This is a genomic window from Klebsiella sp. GG_Kp146, assembly GCF_040061975.1.
Classification (GTDB): Bacteria; Pseudomonadota; Gammaproteobacteria; order Enterobacterales; family Enterobacteriaceae; genus Klebsiella; species Klebsiella quasipneumoniae.
Map to the genome: position 1 here is coordinate 83,147 of NZ_JBEAHA010000006.1, position 19,490 is coordinate 102,636.

At 57.5% G+C, this 19,490-nt stretch carries 16 protein-coding genes and 1 pseudogene; 8 read left to right on the plus strand and 9 right to left on the minus strand.

The window, feature by feature from the left end; genetic code table 11:
* The first annotated feature begins 13 nt into the window (after nucleotides 1–13).
* Nucleotides 14–1,591: a glutamine-hydrolyzing GMP synthase gene (gene guaA, locus ABLU95_RS08445; protein ID WP_017900438.1), complete on the plus strand. Its 1,578-nt coding sequence runs from the start codon at nucleotides 14–16 to the stop codon at nucleotides 1,589–1,591.
* A gap of 61 nt (nucleotides 1,592–1,652) precedes the next feature.
* Here the strand turns inward: guaA and ABLU95_RS08450 are convergent, their stop codons facing one another.
* The 3 genes from ABLU95_RS08450 to ABLU95_RS08460 are packed head-to-tail and all read right to left on the minus strand — an operon-like array spanning nucleotide 1,653 to nucleotide 3,163.
* Nucleotides 1,653–2,402, minus strand: a complete 750-nt coding sequence (locus ABLU95_RS08450) for an alpha/beta hydrolase (protein ID WP_032453711.1) — start codon at nucleotides 2,400–2,402, stop codon at nucleotides 1,653–1,655.
* A 9-nt stretch (nucleotides 2,403–2,411) separates the two neighbouring features.
* Nucleotides 2,412–2,666: a YdgH/BhsA/McbA-like domain containing protein gene (locus ABLU95_RS08455; RefSeq protein ID WP_044524334.1), complete on the minus strand. Its 255-nt coding sequence runs from the start codon at nucleotides 2,664–2,666 to the stop codon at nucleotides 2,412–2,414.
* A gap of 35 nt (nucleotides 2,667–2,701) precedes the next feature.
* Nucleotides 2,702–3,163 (minus strand): DUF6130 family protein, encoded by a 462-nt coding sequence (locus tag ABLU95_RS08460; protein ID WP_348879237.1) that lies wholly within the window; start codon nucleotides 3,161–3,163, stop codon nucleotides 2,702–2,704.
* Between the two features lie 220 nt (nucleotides 3,164–3,383).
* Between ABLU95_RS08460 and ABLU95_RS08465 the strand changes: the two genes are divergently transcribed.
* A complete protein-coding gene (locus ABLU95_RS08465) occupies nucleotides 3,384–4,109 on the plus strand; it encodes an SDR family oxidoreductase (protein ID WP_080901573.1) in 726 nt (241 codons plus the stop codon).
* Here the strand turns inward: ABLU95_RS08465 and ABLU95_RS08470 are convergent.
* Entirely contained in the window at nucleotides 4,106–5,287 is a 1,182-nt protein-coding gene (locus tag ABLU95_RS08470) for an MFS transporter (protein ID WP_135719568.1), read from the minus strand. The two genes, ABLU95_RS08465 and ABLU95_RS08470, sit on opposite strands and share 4 nt — an antisense overlap.
* Before the next feature lie 73 nt (nucleotides 5,288–5,360).
* Between ABLU95_RS08470 and ABLU95_RS08475 the strand changes: the two are divergent.
* Nucleotides 5,361–6,273 (plus strand): annotated as a pseudogene (locus ABLU95_RS08475) (LysR family transcriptional regulator).
* A 94-nt stretch (nucleotides 6,274–6,367) separates the two neighbouring features.
* Here ABLU95_RS08475 and ABLU95_RS08480 read toward each other — a convergent pair.
* Nucleotides 6,368–6,541 carry a YfgG family protein gene (locus ABLU95_RS08480; RefSeq protein WP_017900441.1) on the minus strand — a complete coding sequence of 58 codons (174 nt, stop codon included), beginning with the start codon at nucleotides 6,539–6,541 and terminating at the stop codon, nucleotides 6,368–6,370.
* Between the two features lie 370 nt (nucleotides 6,542–6,911).
* On the opposite strand from ABLU95_RS08480, the gene ABLU95_RS08485 reads away from it, so the two are divergent.
* A complete protein-coding gene (locus ABLU95_RS08485; RefSeq protein WP_289552705.1) occupies nucleotides 6,912–9,140 on the plus strand; it encodes an EAL domain-containing protein in 2,229 nt (742 codons plus the stop codon).
* A gap of 54 nt (nucleotides 9,141–9,194) precedes the next feature.
* On the opposite strand, the gene ppx is transcribed toward ABLU95_RS08485, so the two are convergent.
* The 4 genes from ppx to purM form a co-directional block, all read right to left on the minus strand.
* Nucleotides 9,195–10,727: an exopolyphosphatase gene (ppx, locus tag ABLU95_RS08490; RefSeq protein ID WP_004201914.1), complete on the minus strand. Its 1,533-nt coding sequence runs from the start codon at nucleotides 10,725–10,727 to the stop codon at nucleotides 9,195–9,197.
* 3 nt (nucleotides 10,728–10,730) lie between these two features.
* Nucleotides 10,731–12,791: a polyphosphate kinase 1 gene (gene ppk1, locus ABLU95_RS08495; protein WP_002913838.1), complete on the minus strand. Its 2,061-nt coding sequence runs from the start codon at nucleotides 12,789–12,791 to the stop codon at nucleotides 10,731–10,733.
* A gap of 179 nt (nucleotides 12,792–12,970) precedes the next feature.
* Nucleotides 12,971–13,612, minus strand: coding sequence for a phosphoribosylglycinamide formyltransferase (gene purN, locus ABLU95_RS08500; RefSeq protein ID WP_023290625.1), 642 nt, complete (start codon nucleotides 13,610–13,612; stop codon nucleotides 12,971–12,973).
* Nucleotides 13,609–14,646: a phosphoribosylformylglycinamidine cyclo-ligase gene (gene purM, locus ABLU95_RS08505; RefSeq protein WP_004201922.1), complete on the minus strand. Its 1,038-nt coding sequence runs from the start codon at nucleotides 14,644–14,646 to the stop codon at nucleotides 13,609–13,611. Before purM ends, purN begins: the two co-directional genes overlap by 4 nt.
* Nucleotides 14,647–14,909: 263 nt before the next feature.
* Between purM and bglK the strand changes: the two genes are divergently transcribed.
* From bglK to uraA, 4 genes are all read left to right on the plus strand, one after another.
* Complete coding sequence (gene bglK / locus ABLU95_RS08510; RefSeq protein WP_348879240.1) at nucleotides 14,910–15,803, plus strand: beta-glucoside kinase BglK; 894 nt, start codon at nucleotides 14,910–14,912, stop codon at nucleotides 15,801–15,803.
* A 9-nt stretch (nucleotides 15,804–15,812) separates the two neighbouring features.
* On the plus strand, nucleotides 15,813–17,243 hold the full coding sequence (locus tag ABLU95_RS08515; protein ID WP_023290622.1) for a 6-phospho-beta-glucosidase: 1,431 nt from the start codon (nucleotides 15,813–15,815) through the stop codon (nucleotides 17,241–17,243).
* 226 nt (nucleotides 17,244–17,469) lie between these two features.
* Nucleotides 17,470–18,096, plus strand: a complete 627-nt coding sequence (upp, locus tag ABLU95_RS08520; protein WP_004201927.1) for a uracil phosphoribosyltransferase — start codon at nucleotides 17,470–17,472, stop codon at nucleotides 18,094–18,096.
* 86 nt (nucleotides 18,097–18,182) lie between these two features.
* Nucleotides 18,183–19,469, plus strand: a complete 1,287-nt coding sequence (uraA, locus tag ABLU95_RS08525; RefSeq protein WP_023290621.1) for a uracil permease — start codon at nucleotides 18,183–18,185, stop codon at nucleotides 19,467–19,469.
* The last annotated feature ends 21 nt before the right edge of the window (nucleotides 19,470–19,490 follow it).

Here is a 19,490-nt window from a genome sequence, read left to right on the forward strand (position 1 = left end):
GGAATTAGCGTCAATGACGGAAAACATTCATAAACATCGCATTCTCATTCTCGACTTCGGGTCACAGTATACTCAGCTGGTGGCGCGTCGCGTGCGTGAGCTGGGCGTCTACTGTGAGCTGTGGGCATGGGATGTCACGGAAGCACAGATCCGCGAATTTAATCCAAGCGGCATCATTCTTTCCGGCGGCCCGGAAAGCACCACCGAAGAGAACAGCCCGCGCGCGCCGCAGTATGTGTTCGAAGCCGGCGTGCCGGTATTTGGCGTCTGCTACGGTATGCAGACCATGGCGATGCAGTTGGGCGGCCATGTAGAAGGCTCTAACGAGCGTGAGTTTGGCTACGCGCAGGTTGAAGTGGTTAACGACAGCGCGCTGGTGCGCGGTATCGAAGACTCTCTGACCGCGGACGGCAAACCGTTGCTGGACGTGTGGATGAGCCACGGCGACAAAGTCACCGCCATCCCGTCTGACTTCGTCACCGTCGCCAGCACCGACAACTGCCCGTTCGCCATTATGGCCAACGAAGAAAAACGCTTCTACGGCGTGCAGTTCCACCCGGAAGTGACCCATACCCGTCAGGGGATGCGTATGCTGGAGCGCTTCGTGCGCGACATCTGCCAGTGCGAAGCCCTGTGGACCCCGGCGAAAATCATCGACGACGCCGTTGAGCGTATCCGCCAGCAGGTTGGCGATGACAAAGTGATCCTCGGCCTGTCCGGTGGCGTGGACTCCTCCGTAACCGCGATGCTGCTGCACCGCGCTATCGGTAAAAACCTGACCTGCGTATTCGTGGACAACGGTCTCCTGCGTCTGAACGAAGCCCAGCAGGTGATGGAGATGTTCGGCGACCACTTCGGCCTGAACATTGTTCACGTCGAAGGCGAGCAGCGCTTCCTCGACGCCCTGGCGGGTGAAAGCGATCCGGAAGCGAAACGTAAGATCATCGGTCGCGTCTTTGTGGAAGTGTTCGACGAAGAAGCGCTGAAGCTGGAAGACGTGAAGTGGCTGGCGCAGGGCACCATCTACCCTGACGTTATCGAATCTGCCGCTTCCGCTACCGGTAAAGCGCACGTCATCAAATCTCACCACAACGTGGGCGGCCTGCCGAAAGAGATGAAGATGGGGCTGGTTGAGCCGCTGCGCGAGCTGTTCAAAGATGAAGTGCGTAAGATCGGCCTGGAACTGGGCCTGCCGTACGACATGCTCTACCGTCACCCGTTCCCGGGCCCGGGCCTCGGCGTGCGCGTGCTGGGCGAAGTGAAGAAAGAGTACTGCGACCTGCTGCGTCGCGCCGACGCTATCTTCATCGAAGAGCTGCACAAAGCCGATCTGTACAACAAAGTGAGCCAGGCGTTCACCGTGTTCCTGCCGGTTCGCTCCGTCGGCGTGATGGGCGATGGCCGTAAGTACGACTGGGTTGTTTCCCTGCGTGCGGTGGAAACCATCGATTTCATGACCGCGCACTGGGCGCACCTGCCGTATGATTTCCTCGGCCGCGTCTCCAACCGCATCATCAATGAAGTGAACGGTATTTCCCGCGTGGTGTATGACATCAGCGGTAAGCCACCGGCGACGATCGAGTGGGAATAACGCCCGCCCGTTAATCGTTTTTGATTTAAGCCCGCATCCTGCGGGCTTTTTATTGCCTGTCTCATTTCACCGCTTGCTCAATCACCCGGGCAATCTCCTCCGGTTGGCTCACCATCGACACATGGCTTGCCGCCACCTCAGTGGTTTTCGCATCAATCGCCTTCGCCATCGAACGCTCCAGATCCGGATTGATCATCCGGTCATTCTTGCTGACCACATACCAGCTCGGCTTATCATGCCAGGCCGCATGCGTGACCTTTTCGGTAAAGGCCTCCGCGCGGATCGGGCCCTGGGTGGCGATCAGCCTGTTTTGCTCAGCAGCCTTAATATCTGGCGCAAAGTCCTGGCGTACCGATTTTTCAGGTAACCAGAGAAAACCCTCTGCGGTTTTAGCAATACCTGCGCTGCCCGGTGGGGCAGGGTAGCTCCCCGCCAGATCCGCCGTCGACTGGCCCGAGTCCGGGGCAAACGCCGCCACGTAAACCAGCGATTTGACCCGCGCAGCGTTACCCGCCTCGCTGATCACCGTCCCGCCCCAGGAGTGGCCTACCAGCACCACATCCCCGTGGGCCCGGGCGATGGCGCGCTGGGTTGCGGCGACATCCTCTTTCAGCGAGTTGAGCGGCAGCTGAACGGCAATGACCTCGGTATGCTGGCGTTGCAGTCTGTCGATCACCTGGTTCCAGCTGCTGCCGTCGGCAAAAGCGCCGTGCACCAGCACCACGGTTTTATTGCTACTCGCCAGTGCGGTACCGCTGGCGGCGGCCAGCAGCAGGCCCACCGCGAAGGTATGAAGAGACTGTTTTTTCATGGTGACGCCTCAACGGTAAATATCTGCGGTGCCCGACAGGGTGTTGTTCCCCCCGGCGGAGGTAATGCGAAACGCACCGGCGCCCGCTTTAACGGCTTTGGCCTGCAGTTTCGCCTCCAGATCCGCCAGCGACGTTGCGCCGCTGCTGTCGGAAACGGTGCCAATTTTTTGCAACCCCTGAGGCTGGTTAATTTCCCGGGCAGCGAAAGCGGAAGACGCCATTGCGGCGGAGAAGGTCAGAACAGCAATCAGTAATGCTTTCATGGTTAAGATCCTCAAAAATAAGTGACTGGTGGCGTTCAGTGCATAACCGCAGCATGCGGCGGTACGATGAATTCGACGGTCTTGCGATCAACAGGTTTATGGGTTGGATCGGCGAGAATAAGGGTCACCTTGTGATGACCGGCAGGCAGGCCCACCAGAATAACCGGCTCGCCGCTGGCGTCGGCCCAGTGCCAGGGGTTGTCATCCACGATGACGTGGATATGGCCGATGCGCGGCGCCACTTTCAGCGCCTCGGGCCCGAACACCGGTTCAATACGCATGTTCTCGGCGCGGTATTGAATAAAGACCGCACCTTTACTCAGCGGGCCCGCCAGCGGCGGATCCACAATCAGTGTTGCCGGTGGCTGGGGCTGTTCGGGCGGTGCAACGGCGGCGGGGCCGTTAACATCCGCGGCGCTGAGTCCGCTAAGCGGTGCAGCCCAGGCGCAGCCTGATGTCAGCTCGAACAGCGTGAAGAGTAAATGTGGACGTATCATCGGGGTATCTCCTCATCGGGTCATCAATGGCGACAGCCTCATAAAACCATTTTTATGTATCGGGTCTGTTTGCTGTGGGCGGCTTTTTTGTATGGCTGCGTAAGCAGGGCGGCGTGGATACAGTGCGATACATTCCGCGCATGCGAAGGGCTGTATCTGCTGGCATGGTGTCTGCAGAGGCACCCGGGTGGGTGCTACAGCAAACAGGAGAATGACCATCATGAATCACGAAAAGGTAGCGTTGATTTTCGGCGGCGCGCGCGGTATCGGGGCGGCCATTGCGGCGCGACTGGCGCAGGAGGGCTATCGGGTTGCCATCACCTGGGTATCACGCCCGGATCGGGCGCAGGCGCTGGTCTCAACGATTGAGCAACGGGGCGGTCAGGCGATAGCCATTGAAGCCGACAGCGCAGACCCCAGGGCTATCCAGGCCGCGGTGGATAAGACATTACGGCACTACGGCAGGCTGGATGTCGCGGTGGTAAATGCGGGCGTGCTGCGTCTCGGTACCCTTGAGGCCTATTCGCTGGACGATCTGGATACCACCCTGGCCGTCAACGTGCGTGGTGTCTTCCTTGCCATTCAGGCGGCGGTTAAGCCGATGGCGGAAGGGGGGCGTGTGATCACCATCGGCAGTAATACCGCGGTGCGTACCGGCCATGTGGGCAGTAGCGTGTATGCCATGAGTAAAGCGGCTGTCGCCTCAATGGTGCAGAACCTTGCGCTGGATCTGGCGCCACGGCGCATCACGATTAACAACATCCAGCCGGGGCCCATCGCCACCGATATGACTGCCGGAATGGCGGAGCAGATCGTCGGGCGCATTCCCTTGCAGCGTATGGGCGAACCGGACGAAATCGCCTCGCTGGCGGCCTGGCTTGCCGGTGAATCGTCCGGCTACATGACGGGTACAAGCCTGACCATCGACGGCGGCTTTGTGCTCTAGTCGCTAAGGGCAGGGATACCCTCAGCCTGGTGCGATGCCTGCCCCTTGACGATAGCTACCGCCAGTACGGCAATCAGCAGCGTTAACCCCCACGACAGCCACATCGCCCCGATCGTCCCTAAAGCCCGGTTCAGCCACGCATAGGCCAGCGGGGAGGCCGCCGCCATCAGCTGGGCCGGGATCAGCAGCACCCCGGTGCGTCTGGCGTACGCTTCAGGGGCAAACAACTGCAGCGGCAGCGTGGCTTTGACGATGGTCACCAGCCCGTTAATCGCCCCGTAGCCCAGCACAAAACCGGCGGCTGACCAGAGAAAAAGCGAGCTACTCAGGCCGAGCATAAAGCACACCGGCATAGCCAGCGCGGTAAGCAGCGTCAGGCGAAGCGGGGTGAGCCCCGCCCCGGCCACCACCTCCAGAAACCGTGCACCAGTCTGTCCAACGCCCCATAACATGCCGACGGCAACCGGCAGACCGACGCTTATGATAAATTCCGGCAGATGGGTGGAAGTGCCATTAGAGACAAAGGTGATCAGCGCGATAAACGCGGCGTACAGCCAGCCGTTTCGCCGATCCCGTACCGCGGCAGGGGCGGCGGGTTTATTGACGATAAAGCCTGTTTTATTGGGTAGCGACAGGGTTAACGCGGCGCTTAGCAAGCCGAACAGGGCATAGATCAGCAGTGCTTCCCGCCAGCTCATGGCCGCGAGCAGAGCCTCCCCCAGCGGCCAGAACACCACCGAGGCCAGCCCACCCGTCAGGGTTATGCGGGAGATCGTCCGTCGCGCCTGCTTGCCGTAGAGATTAACCAGCGCGGCAAACAGCGCGTCATACAGCGACAAACGCATGCCGATGCCGGTCAACAGCCAGGCGCTGTACCAGGCGACAAGCGAGTGTGCGTCAGCCATAAGCAGACAACCGACGGCGAGCAGCAGGGAGCCTGCCATCACCACGCGTTGCCCGCCAGCACGCGACAGCAGCCGGGCGACAAACGGCGAGAGGGTGGCCATCACCAGCATGGCGAGCGTCAGGCCTGAGTAGATTTGTGGGGATGACCAGCCGGTATCTGCCGACATCGCCCCGGCAAAGGTGCCGGGCATATAAAAAGAGATACCCCAGTTGATCAGTTGCTGAGCGCCCGCGGTGAAGGCAAGGCGTTGGGGAATAGCCGGTGTTTCCATGGTTTTTCATTCCGTTAAGAGAGTTGTCCTGAGCATACCCGGCAGGCTATTGTTCTGGCAGAGCGGCCACCTTATGCGCGGTATAAGAGAAACTTTGCATGACAACACTGAATCTGGGAAACCTGGCGACCTTCCGGCTGGTCGTACAGCGCGGCAGCTTCTCCGCCGCCGCCGACGCGCTGGGGATCTCCCAGCCTGCCGTCAGCCTGCAGGTGCGTCAGCTGGAGCAATTTTTACAGACTCGGCTGCTGGAGCGCACCGGGCGCGGGATCAAGGCGACGGCGGCGGGAATGGCGCTGCTGGCCCACAGCGAGCAGATAGATCGGGCGGTGAATAGCGCGGTGCAGTCGGTCAGCGCATTTAGTCAGGAAGTTAATGGCTCGTTGACGCTGGGGACCGGCGCGACGGCCTGCATTCATCTTCTTCCTCCGCTGCTGCAGCATCTTCGTCAGCAGCATCCGTTGCTGACGGTGGGGGTGACCACCGGCAACACGCTGGATATCGTCCGGGCGGTGGAGGAAAACCGGCTCGATCTTGGGCTGGTCACGCTGCCCGAGCAGGGGCGCAGTCTGGCGGTGACCGCAGTGGTGGACGAGGAGTTCGTGGTCATCCATCCCAGCCACGAGGCGGGGATCCCGGCGGTGTGCACCCCTGAGGAGCTGCAGGCGCTGCCGCTCATTGCCTTCGAGGCGGGCAGCGGCACGCGAGATCTGATTGACCGCTGGTTCCTTTCGGCGGGCCTGGCGGTCACGCCGGTGATGCAGCTGGGGAGCATCGAGGCGATCAAACGCATGGTGCGGGCCGGGCTGGGCTACAGTATTGTGCCCCGCATGGCGGTGGAGCAGGCGGAGGATCGCTTTGGCTTAACGGTACATTCTCTGGCCCCGCCGCTGTACCGTCAGCTGGCGGTTGTCATGCGTCAGGATAAAGTGATTACCAAAGGAATGGCGGAAATGCTGCGTCTGCTACAGGCCGTGCGCTTATAAAGCGCCAGCGGCAAAACATGCCTCGTCAGGGAGAGTGCTCGGAACCGGCGTCTCTGCCTGCGGATGGTGGCGCATCCGGCATCAGGATCAATGGTTACTCGCGGGCGGAGGGCTCGACGGTGAGCGTTGACTCCTGCGACGCTTTTTTATCCTGGTGATGGTACCAGGCGCCGATGGAGGAGTAGACAAAGCGTCCAAAGAAGAAGAGAAAGCTGATAAGTAGTACGATACGGGTCATGCGACGGTTAAATCGATGTCGTTTACGCATACTGGGTGCCTGACTCACAAAAGGTTCCTTGAAGTATACCCGAAGATGGGCGATGGGGGTATTAAGGCACAGGAACGAGGTGGGGTCAATTGATGCAGATGTAAAAGTGCGGCAGTGAAAACATTAATTAATGTTATATAAGATAATCGGCGTATTTACATGCTCACTTTATTAGCCAGGGAAAGGTGAAAAAATAAGTTTTATTAATGTTGGTGTCAGCATTTGTTGATTTATATCAACAGCCTCATTCTCTTGGCCACTAAAATCAGCGGACGTTACCGTATCGTAATTACTTATGCGGTCAGCATGGGGTGGTTGGATGCCTGCCTGAATATGCCTCGCAGGAGCAGAGGCTCTCTGTAGAGCACCTATGAATTTATTAAAATACTATCAACAATATCGCGACAAATGGTGGGCCTTACCGCTTCTCCTGCCTGTGCTGTTATTACCCCTTGCCAGAGGGATGAATACATATACCGTGCTGAATGGTCACATGGTTTATCTTTATTATCTTCCCCTGGCGCTGGTGCTCAGCCTGATGATGTTTTTCGGCTGGGCGGCGATCCCCGGTATTATCGTTGGCCTGCTGCTTACGCTGGCCCGGGGCATGACGCCGGAACAGGCCTTTGGCGTACTGTTCCATTTTCTGATCCCCTGCGTACTCTGCTGGGGCGGATACCGCATCTTTGTTCCTCAACGGCAACAGGTATCGCACGGTAACGTCAAACTGATGCCGCATCGTTTGTTCTGGCAAATGCTGCTCCCATCGGTCATTTTTCTGATTCTGTCGCAGATCGCCGAGTTTCTGGGGCTGCATCCGCGCACAACGGAGATGACCGGCGTCTCGCCGTTTAGTTTACGGTCGTTAATCACCTTTCAGGCGCTGATGGTAGGGTGCCTGACCGGCGTGCCCTTATGTTATTTACTGCTGCGGGTAATTCGTAACCCTTTTTATTTACGCGGATTTATTTCTCAGGTTCGCTTACAAATTGATCCAAAAATAAAAAAAATTGAAATCATCAGCTGGGTGGCGATATTAATCCTGCTGCTGGGGCTATTATTGATGCCGCTTAATGATAGCAGCACTATATTCAGTACAAATTATACATTATCCTTACTGATGCCGGTGATGCTGTGGGGGGCGATGCGTTTTGGCTATCGCTTTATCTCGCTGATCTGGACGCCGGTACTGATCGCCGTGATCCATTTTCATTACCGTTATTTACCCATTTATCCAAGTTATAACACTCAGCTGGCGATCACCTCGTCAAGCTATCTGGTGTTCTCGTTTATTGTCGCCTATACGGCGATGCTGGCGACACAGCAGCGGCTGATCTACGCCCGCGTCCGACAGATGGCCTTCCTCGACCCGGTGGTACATATGCCGAATCTGCGGGCGCTGAGCCGGGCGCTGAACGGCGCGAGCTGGTCGACGCTCTGTTTTTTGCGTATTCCTGAGCTTGAGCTGCTGGGCCGCCACTATGGGGTGCTGTTGCGCATTCAGTATAAGCAAATGCTGGCGAATCACCTGCGTGCGCTGCTGCAGCCGAACGAAGCGGTATATCATCTTGCCGGTCACGATTTAGTGTTTCGTCTCAACAGCGAAGGGCACCAGGCGCGCATTCACTTAATTGAGCGCTCCCTGCGACAGTTCCGTTTTCACTGGGACGGGGTCCCCCTGCAGCCGAGGATCGGCATGAGCTATTGCAACGTCCGCTCGCCGGTGAAGCATCTGTATTTGCTGCTTGGCGAGCTGAACACGATTGCCGACATGTCGCTGGCCAGCGGCCATCCGGAGAATTTGCAGCGCCGCGGCGCCGGGCATGTCCAGCAGGATCTGAAAGACAAAGTGGTGATGATGAACCGCATCCTCAAGGCGCTGGAGCAAGACCATTTTGTCCTGATGGCACAACCTATCCAGGGCATTCGCGGCGACAACTACCATGAAGTGTTGTTGAGGATGAAAGGGGAGTCGGGGGAGCTGACGGGGCCAAACGAGTTCCTGCCGGTGGCGCACGAGTTTGGGCTGTCCACGCGCGTGGATCAGTGGGTCATTGAGCACACCCTGGCCTTTATGGATGCCAACCGGCGGTCGCTGCCCGGTCTGCGGCTGGCGATCAACCTCTCTCCGGTCTCGCTGAGCCGCAGTCAGTTTCCCGAGGAGGTGGAAAACCTGCTGCAGGCCTATAACATTGAGCCATGGCAGATTATCTTCGAGCTGACCGAAAACTATGCGCTCAGCAACCCCGAGCTGGTTTGCCAGACATTAGAGCGTCTGCGGGCGCTGGGCTGCCGGGTGGCGATCGATGATTTTGGTACCGGCTACGCCAGCTATGCGCGGTTAAAAACGATGGACGTCGATATTCTTAAAATCGACGGCAGCTTTATTCGCAATCTGCTCGCCAGCAGTCTTGATTACCAGGTGGTGGACTCTATCTGTCGTCTGGCGCGGATGAAGAACATGCAAGTGGTGGCCGAATATGTCGAGTCGCCGGAGATACGCCAGGCGGTCATCGCGCTGGGGATAGATTATATGCAGGGCTATGATATTGGCGTTCCGGTACCTCTGGCGCAGCTGGCGGAGGGGATGAGCGCCTGAAGCGGTAAAAAGCCGGGCGCGATGGCCCGGCTCGAATGCTATCCACAGAGGCGATCAGGCGTCTGGCTCTTCTTCCGCAATCTTCAGCAGCCACTCCGGCACACCTTCCCAGTACTGCTGCTCTTTTTCCAGATCCAGCAGCACCAGCGCATTCTGGCTAAACCAGTTGTGCGGGAAGGTCAGCGTCCAGTGGTGAGCTTCCGTCTGCAGCCGTAGCGTCGGCGGCGTGGTGGTGGCCTGACGCTGGTTATTCAGCAGCACGCCGAGGCGCAACAGCTGGATCAGCGGCAGAAACTGCTTTTTCCTGAACAGCGTAAAGCGCGGCAGGTCGTCGAGTTTTATCGCTTTGCGATGATAGCGCACCAGCGTGGCCATCAGCATCTGCTGCTCCTGGTTGAAGCCCGGCAGGTCGCTGTTCTGCAGAATGTAGGCCGAGTGGCGGTGCATGCCGCTGTGGTTAATATTCAGGCCCACCTCATGGAGCATCACCGCCCACTTCAATAGCGCCGCGAGGTGTGGATTGGCCAGCTTCGGATTCTGCTCCTGCCACTGCTCCAGCATAAGGGTGGTGGTTTCCAGCACCCGGCGCGCCTGTTCGCGATCGATGTTGTACTGATTCGCCAGACTCTGCGCCGTGCGGCTACGAATATCCTGGTGGCGGAAACGGCCTTCCATTTCGTACAGCACGCCTTCACGCAGCGCGCCATCAGACAGACGAAGCTCTTTAATGGCTAACGCGTCAAACACGCCGCACAGAATCGCCAGCCCCGGGGCAAAGACCGCTTTACGGTCTTCCGAGAGGCCGGGCAGGCTGAGCGCGTCGAAGTTTTTATGTTTCAGCAGCTCACTGACCAGCATTTCGAGGCGTTCCGGCGTAATAAACCCGTCCTTCTCGCCCATAGCCACCAGCACTTCCTGGGCGGCTTTAATGGTGCCGGAGGCGCCCAGCGCCACGGTCCAGCCCTGAATACGGAACTGCCAGGCCAGGGTTTCCAGCTTTTGCACCGCCGCCAGGCGAGCGCGCTGAAAATTTTCCTTATTGATCGTCCCGCCCGGGAAGTAGGCCTGGGAGAAACTCACGCACCCCATGCGGCGGCTTTCCACCAGGCGGGGCTCAAAATCTTCACCGATGACCAGCTCAGTCGAACCGCCGCCGATATCAATCACCAGCTTACGGCCGCGCTCCGGCTGCGTGTGCTCCACGCCCATAAATATCAGGCGCGCTTCTTCATTACCGGAAATGATCTCGATCGGGTAGGGGATCACTTTTTCCGCGCGTTTAAGAAACTCCGCCGCATTGGTCGCTTGACGCAGCGTATGCGTCCCGACGATGCAGACGCTGGAGGGAGAAAATCCCTGCAGGCGTTCGGCAAACAGCGACAGGCAGTTCAGCCCGCGGGTCATGGCTTCTTCGCTCAACACCGAGTTTTCATCGAGGCCATCGGCCAGATGTACGCGCTGTTTCAGGCGTCCGATGATCTGCATGGCGCCGTCGACGACACGGGCGATCACCATATGAAAACTGTTCGAACCAAGGTCAACCGCAGCGAACTCCTGCGGTCGAGGGGTTTTTTCGTTTATTGGCATAGGTTAGTCGGGTTGTTCGAGTGATTTGAGATAATCGTAAATCGCCATCTGAGCGCGCACTTTACGGCGATTGCCGCGCGGCACATAGCGATTACTCAGTTCTTTATCAAGATAGCGCGCTTTTACCGTATCGTTGAACAGGATATCAAAAATATCCAGCACCCGCTGTTTCAGGCGCGGGTCGAGCAGCGGGGCGGCAACTTCGATACGATAATCGATATTACGCGTCATCCAGTCGGCAGAGGAGAGCCAGACCTGCTTATCGCCACCGTTTTCAAAACAGTAGACCCGGTCGTGCTCGAGGAAACGGTCCACAATGCTGATGACGCGAATATTTTCGCTGATGCCTTCCAGACCGGGGATCAGCGAGCACATGCCGCGGATCAACAGGTTGACCGGCACGCCGGAGCTGGAGGCGGCATACAGTCTGTCCACCAGCCCTTTGTCCACCAGGTTGTTCAGCTTCAGGGTAATACCGGACGGCTGCCCGTTCTGCGCATTGGCGATCTCGCGGTCGATCATCTCATACAGCAGACGACGCGAGTTCTGCGGCGACACCAGCAGGTAATCGAAGCTGACCGGGCGGTAGGGGTTTTCAATAAAGTTAAACACCCGGCGGACTTCATTGGTAATGCGCGCATCGGCGGTTAACAGCGAATAGTCGGTATAGATCCGCGCGGTCTTCTCGTTGAAGTTACCGGTGCCGATGTGGGCGTAGCGCACCACCTCATCGCCTTCTTTACGCGAGATAAGGAACAGCTTGGCGTGGATCTTCAGGCCCGGCGCGGAGAAGATCACGTGAACGCCCGCTTCCGTCAGGCGCTTCGCCCAGTGAATGTTGGCCTCTTCGTCAAAACGCGCCTGCAGCTCCACCACCACGGTGACTTTTTTACCGTTGTGGGCGGCGTGGATCATCGCGTCGATGATGCGCGAATCCTTGGCCACGCGGTAGATGTTGATTTTGATCGCCAGTACGCTGGGGTCGAACGAGGCCTGGCGAAGCAGCTCCAGCACATGCTCAAAAGTATGATAGGGGTAGTAGAGCAGCACATCGCGTTCGCGAATGGCGTCGAAGCCGTTGCGGAATTTATCAAACCACAGATGACGCAGGCGCGGCATAGGTTTATTGACCAGATTGGCCTTACCCACGTTCGGGAAGCCGATAAAGTCTTTAAAGTTGTGATAGCGGCCGCCCGGCAGCATTGAGTCATAGTTGGAGATGGAGAGCTTATCGCGCAGCATTTCGACCATCGCGTCCGGCATATCGCGCTGGTAGACGAAGCGAACCGGCTCGGCGGTCAGGCGCTGTTTCAGGCTGGAGGACATCAGCTCCATCAGGCTCGACTCCATCTCATGCACCAGATCGTACTCGGCGTCACGGGTCATTTTCATCGAGTAGGCGTTCAGCGCATCGTAATCAAAGAAGCCTTTAAAGATGTCGTCCAGGCAATAGCGCAGAATGTTATCCAGCAGGATCATTGGTTTACGGCGACGAGGCGCTTCCGGCGGCAGGTTTACGAAGCGCGGGACCTTATCCGACGGAATTTCCAGCAGGGCATAGTTGATGTTTTCCCCGCGGATAATCTCCACCGCCAGATAGGTGTAATCATCTTTCAGAAACTGCACGAGGTCCGTTTCGCGGTTAATCAGGATCGGCGAGATATGCTGGCGCAAATACTGTTTAAAGTAGTTGCGCAGCCAGGCCTGCTGATTGACGGACAGCTGACGCTCATTGATCAGGAAGATCTGGTTGCGCGCCATCTCCAGCAGCAGTTCGTTATACAGACTATCGAATTCCTGATCGGCCTTCAGCACGCGGGCCTGGATTTTGCCTAACAGGTGGCGAGAATGGGCGGTACTGCCTTGTTCTTCACTGATAATAATCCGGCGCTTAAGCTCAGCGAAGCGCACTTTGTAAAACTCATCAAGGTTGTTGGAGTAGATCCCTAAGAAGCGCATGCGCTCAATCAGCGGGTTACTCTTGTCCGCCGCTTCCTGCAGCACGCGCTCGTTAAAAGACAACCAGCTGAGTTCTTTTTCGATGTATAGCTTTTCCTGGCCCATTACCGCTCACACTCCGTTTTACTCACAGGACGTAGACTATTATGACGAATTTTTCTGCATAGCGATTTACTGTGTCACAACTATATGACAGTAAGAAGAATTATTTCTGTGAGATGTTTGATTAATAAACAATTTTAATTAAAAAAAAGCCCCGCGATGGCGAAAGGCGGGGCTGTTGTTCATTCTTCAGCGGCATAGCCCTGGGGGGGAAGCTGTCGTTCATCCAGCCAGGCGTGGTTGCCCTCCATGCGCAGACGTCCCTCAACGAACCAGCTTATCACCAGCGGATAAATGGCATGTTCCTGGGTCTGAACCCGCGCCGTGACCTCTTCTTCGCTGTCGCCAGCAAAGACCGGCACTTTGGCCTGCAGGATAACCGGACCGCCGTCCAGCTCGTCGGTGACGAAGTGCACCGAGGTCCCATGCTCCTCGTCACCGTTTTCTAGCACCTGGCGATGGGTATGCAGGCCAGGATACTTCGGCAGTAACGAAGGGTGGATGTTCAGCAGACGTCCCTGATAGTGGCTGACGAAGGCGGGGCTCAGGATACGCATATAGCCCGCCAGCACCACCAGATCCGGGGCGTAGGCGTCAATTTCATGCATCAGCTGACGATCGAACGCTTCCCGGTCGGCAAACTGACTTTGCGCCAGCGCGTGGGCCGGGATCCCGGCCGCGCGCGCGCGCTCAAGGCCGAACGCATCGGCCTTGTTACTGAATACCGCACGCAGGGTGCCGTTTATCTGTTTCCGGCCGCAGGCGTCGATGATCGCCTGCAAATTACTGCCGCTACCGGAAATCAGCACCACAATGTTTTTCATGCAATGACCACACGCTGTTCGGAATCGGAGGCTTTGATATACCCGATTTTCCATGCGTTTTCACCTTTCTCGTTCAGCAGGGCAATGGCCTTGTCTGCTTCTGCAGCCGGCAGGGCGATAACCATCCCCACGCCGCAGTTAAAGGTACGGTACATCTCATGCTGGCTGACGTTACCGGCGGTTTGCAGCCAGTTGAAGACGGACGGCCACTGCCAGGAAGACTCATCAATCACCGCCTGGGTGTTGTCCGGCAGCACGCGCGGGATGTTTTCCCAGAAGCCGCCGCCGGTCAGATGGGCGATGGCGTGGACGTCAACGCTGGCAATCAGGTCGAGAACCGATTTCACATAGATGCGGGTCGGCGCCAGCAGATGGTCGGCCAGCGGTTTGCCGTCAAGGTCGGTAGTCTGCGGGTCAACGCCGCTAACTTCAATAATCTTACGCACCAGCGAATAGCCGTTAGAGTGCGGGCCACTGGAGGCCAGCGCCACCAGCACGTCGCCGTCAGCGACTTTACTTCCGTCGATGATTTCTGATTTTTCCACCACCCCGACGCAAAAACCCGCCACGTCGTAATCTTCGCCGTGGTACATCCCCGGCATCTCTGCGGTCTCGCCGCCCACCAGCGCGCAACCGGACTGCAGGCAGCCTTCGGCGATGCCGTTGATGACGCTGGCTGCGGTATCGACGTCCAGTTTACCGGTGGCGTAATAATCAAGGAAAAACAGCGGCTCAGCGCCCTGAACCACCAGGTCGTTCACGCACATGGCGACCAGGTCGATGCCGATGGTGTCGTGACGCTTCAGATCCATTGCCAGACGCAGCTTGGTACCGACGCCGTCGGTGCCGGAGACCAGTACCGGCTCGCGGTATTTCTGCGGCAGTGCGCACAGCGCGCCGAATCCGCCCAGTCCACCCATCACTTCCGGGCGACGGGTTTTCTTCACCACGCCCTTAATACGGTCGACGAGAGCGTTGCCTGCATCAATATCCACGCCGGCATCTTTATAGCTGAGAGAGGTTTTGTCGGTCACTGCGAAGTCTCCACGCGTTTGCGGTAAGCAAGAAAAATCGGCGCAATTCTAACAGGGAAAGCAAACGTTTGCGAGCCTGCTTTACAGACGGCGTAAAACCGTTGGCGGATGGTCAAATTTGATACTGCTCACGAAAATGAAACCGGGTACAGCCTTGTGCTTGCCTCAGTGCCAGGGAATCCTCATCATACGAATGAAACCGGTTTCTGTGGTTGGCCGCCGTGTGGATCACCGGTGCATTATGCTCGACAGGGGAGGGATGAATGAAGATTGCGGCATTTGATATCGGCGGCACCGCGCTAAAGATGGGCGTCATGACCCGCGACGGCAGGCTGCTGGAAACCGCGAAGCAGTCAATCAATGACAGCGATGGCGATCATATCTTACAGACCATCTTGTCGTGGCTGGCGGCCCACCCGTCGTGCGAAGGTATAGCCATCAGCGCGCCGGGCTATGTCGATCCGCACAGCGGCTTTATCACCATGGGCGGCGCTATCCGTCGATTTGACAACTTCGCCATGAAATCGTGGCTCGAGACGCGAACCGGGCTGCCGGTCTCGGTGGAAAACGACGCCAACTGTGTGCTGCTGGCTGAGCGCTGGCAGGGCAAAGCGGCGGAAATGGCCAATTTTCTGGTGCTCACTATCGGCACTGGCATCGGTGGAGCGATTTTTTGCCAACATCAGTTGAACCACGGGGCGCGTTTTCGCGCCGGTGAGTTCGGCTATATGCTTACCGATCGTCCTGGCGGACGCGATCCCCGTCGCTACTCGATGAATGAAAACTGCACCCTGCGGGTGCTTCGCCATCGCTATGCGGAACATATTGGCGCGCCGCTGGATAGCGTCACTGGTGAAATGATTTTTGACCGCTACGACGCCGGCGACCCGGTTTGCCAGCGTTTGGTCGCCGAGTTCTTCAATGGCCTGGGCCATGGCCTTTATAACCTCGTCAATATCTTCGATCCGCAGACTATTTTTATCGGCGGCGGCATTGTGGAACGCCCTGGATTTCTGACGCTGCTGCGCCAGCATCTGGCCTGGTTCGGCATTGCCGACTATCTCGATACCGTCAGTCACGGCAATGATGCCGGCCTGATTGGCGCGGTTTACCATTTCAATCAGCACTATCGTTCGCCTGGCGACGATCGACCTTAGGGAGAGATTATGTCCGGATTTAAAGAAGGTTTTCTGTGGGGCGGCGCGGTGGCGGCGCATCAGTTAGAGGGCGGCTGGCAGGAGGGGGGCAAGGGGGTCAGCGTGGCGGATGTCATGACCGCCGGCGCCCACGGGGTGCCGCGGGAAATCACCGACGGCGTGGTAGCGGGGAAAAACTACCCGAACCATGAGGCGATCGATTTTTATCATCGCTACCCGCAGGACCTGGCGCTGTTTGCCGAAATGGGCTTTAAATGTTTCCGCACCTCGATTGCCTGGACGCGTATTTTCCCGCAGGGCGATGAACAGGAGCCGAACGAGGCTGGCCTGCAGTTTTATGACGATCTGTTCGACGAATGTCTGAAACACGGTATTGAACCGGTCATTACGCTGTCGCATTTTGAAATGCCCTATCACCTGGTCACCGAGTACGGCGGCTGGCGTAACCGCAAGCTGATCGACTTTTTCGTGCGCTTCGCCAGGGTCGTCTTCACCCGCTACCAGCATAAAGTGAAGTACTGGATGACCTTCAACGAGATCAACAACCAGGCCAACTACCATGAGGACTTTGCCCCCTTCACCAACTCCGGTCTGAAGTATGTGCCGGGTGAAGATCGGGAACCGGTGATGTACCAGGCCGCACATTATGAGCTGGTGGCCAGCGCCCTGGCGGTGAAAGCGGCGCGCGAGATCAACCCTGCTCTGCAGATAGGCTGCATGATCGCCATGTGTCCCATCTATCCGCTGACCTGCGCGCCGGACGATATGATGATGGCGATGAACGCCATGCACCGCCGGTACTGGTTCACCGACGTCCACGTGCGCGGCCGCTATCCGCAGCATCTGCTCAACTATTTTGCCCGTCGCGGCTTTAGCCTGGACATGACCGAAGCCGATCGTCAGGCGTTAACCGAAGGCTGTGTCGACTACATCGGCTTTAGCTACTATATGTCCTTCGCCACCAAAGCCACCGAAGACAACCCATTGCTCGATTATGATGAAACCACCAGCCTGGTCTCCAACCCGTACGTGAAAAAGTCGGACTGGGGCTGGCAGATAGATCCGGTCGGCCTGCGCTATTCGCTGAACTGGTTCTGGGATCACTATCAGCTACCGCTGTTTATTGTCGAAAACGGTTTTGGCGCGATCGATGTTCGTGAAGCGGACGGCAGCGTGGATGACCAGTACCGTATTGATTATCTCTCCGCCCATATCGCGGAGATGAAAAAGGCGGTGGTCGAAGATGGTGTTGACCTGATGGGCTATACCCCGTGGGGCTGTATCGATCTGGTTTCCGCCGGCACGGGGGAGATGAAAAAACGCTACGGCTTTATCTACGTGGATAAAGATAATGAAGGCAACGGCACGCTGGACCGCAGTAAGAAGAAGTCGTTCGACTGGTATAAGAAGGTGATTGCCAGCAACGGGGAGCAGCTATAATTTCCCGATGGCGCTGCGCTTATCGAGCCTGCGTGGTTTCCAGTCCGGGTAAGCGTTAGCGCCGCCCGGCAGAACCCCGCGCTAAAACCGGAGCCTCGTCTCCGGTTTTTTTGTCTCTAAATCACTTTGCTTGATATACGTCAAGCAAGATGGGTATGGCCTAATCCGAAAAAAGCGGTATAATCCCGCGATTTTTTTTGTGGCTGCCCCTCAGAGGAGAAAGAGAATGAAGATTGTGGAAGTCAAACACCCACTCGTCAAACACAAGCTGGGCCTGATGCGCGAGCACGACATCAGCACCAAACGCTTCCGTGAACTCGCCTCAGAAGTGGGCAGCTTACTGACTTATGAAGCCACCGCCGATCTGGCAACCGAGAAAGTGACCATCGAAGGCTGGAACGGCCCGGTGGAAGTTGAGCAGATCAAGGGCAAGAAAATTACCGTCGTGCCTATCCTGCGCGCAGGCCTCGGCATGATGGAAGGGGTGCTTGAGCACGTGCCAAGCGCGCGTATCAGCGTGGTGGGTATTTATCGCAATGAAGAAACCCTTGAGCCGGTACCTTACTTCCAGAAGCTGGTGTCCAACATCGATGAGCGTATGGCGCTGGTGGTTGACCCGATGCTGGCCACCGGTGGGTCGATGATCGCCACTATCGATCTGCTGAAAAACGCCGGCTGCACCAGCATCAAGGTGCTGGTGCTGGTGGCGGCGCCGGAAGGGATTGCCGCGCTGGAGAAAGCGCACCCGGACGTTGAGCTGTATACCGCCTCTGTCGATAAGGGACTGAACGAGCACGGGTACATCATTCCCGGTCTCGGCGATGCCGGCGACAAGATCTTTGGTACGAAATAATCGAATAACGATAAATAAGCCGACTTTGAGAGTCGGCTTTTTTTTGAATAAAACACACATAACTAACCATCTCAGAGGAAAACACTATGACGCGCCGTGCTATCGGGGTGAGTGAAAGACCGCCGCTTTTACAGACTATCCCGCTTAGTTTGCAGCACCTGTTTGCCATGTTCGGCGCAACGGTGCTGGTGCCAATCCTGTTCCACATCAACCCGGCCACCGTGCTGCTGTTCAACGGTATTGGTACGCTGCTGTACCTCTTTATCTGTAAAGGCAAAATCCCGGCGTATCTGGGATCGAGTTTCGCCTTTATCTCTCCGGTGCTGCTCCTGCTGCCGCTGGGCTATGAAGTGGCGCTGGGCGGTTTCATTATGTGCGGCGTGCTATTCTGCCTCGTCTCCTTTATTGTCAAAAAAGCCGGTACCGGCTGGCTGGATGTGATGTTCCCCCCGGCGGCGATGGGGGCCATCGTGGCGGTTATCGGTCTGGAGCTGGCAGGCGTGGCGGCCAATATGGCCGGGCTGCTGCCAGCCGACGGCCAGTCACCGGACAGCAAAACCATTATTATCTCGATGGTAACCCTGGCGGTGACGGTGTTTGGTTCGGTCCTGTTCCGCGGCTTCCTGGCGATTATCCCGATCCTGATTGGCGTTCTGGTGGGCTATGCGCTGTCGTTTGTGATGGGCGTGGTTGATACCACCCCGATCGCCGAAGCGCACTGGTTCGCGCTGCCAACCTTCTACACGCCGCGTTTTGAATGGTTCGCCATCTTCACCATTCTGCCCGCTGCGCTGGTGGTGATTGCCGAGCACGTCGGTCACCTGGTGGTGACGGCCAATATCGTCAAACGCGATCTGATCCGCGACCCGGGCCTGCATCGTTCGATGTTTGCCAATGGCCTGTCGACGATCATTTCCGGGTTCTTCGGCTCGACGCCTAACACCACCTACGGGGAAAATATCGGCGTGATGGCGATTACCCGCGTCTACAGCACCTGGGTTATCGGCGGCGCGGCGATCATTGCGATTCTGCTCTCCTGCGTCGGCAAACTGGCGGCGGCGATCCAGATCATCCCGGTGCCGGTGATGGGCGGCGTGTCGCTGCTGCTGTACGGGGTGATCGGCGCCTCGGGGATCCGCGTACTGATTGAATCGAAGGTGGATTACAGCAAAGCGCAGAATCTGATCCTCACCTCCGTGATCCTGATCATCGGCGTCAGCGGTGCCAAAGTGCACATCGGCGCCGCTGAGCTGAAAGGGATGGCGCTGGCCACCATCGTCGGTATTGCGCTCAGCCTGATTTTCAAGCTTATCAGCGTCCTGCGTCCGGAAGAGGTGGTTCTCGACGCTGTGGATAGCGAAGAGGTTAAATAACGATCGCCTGACCGGGCGGCG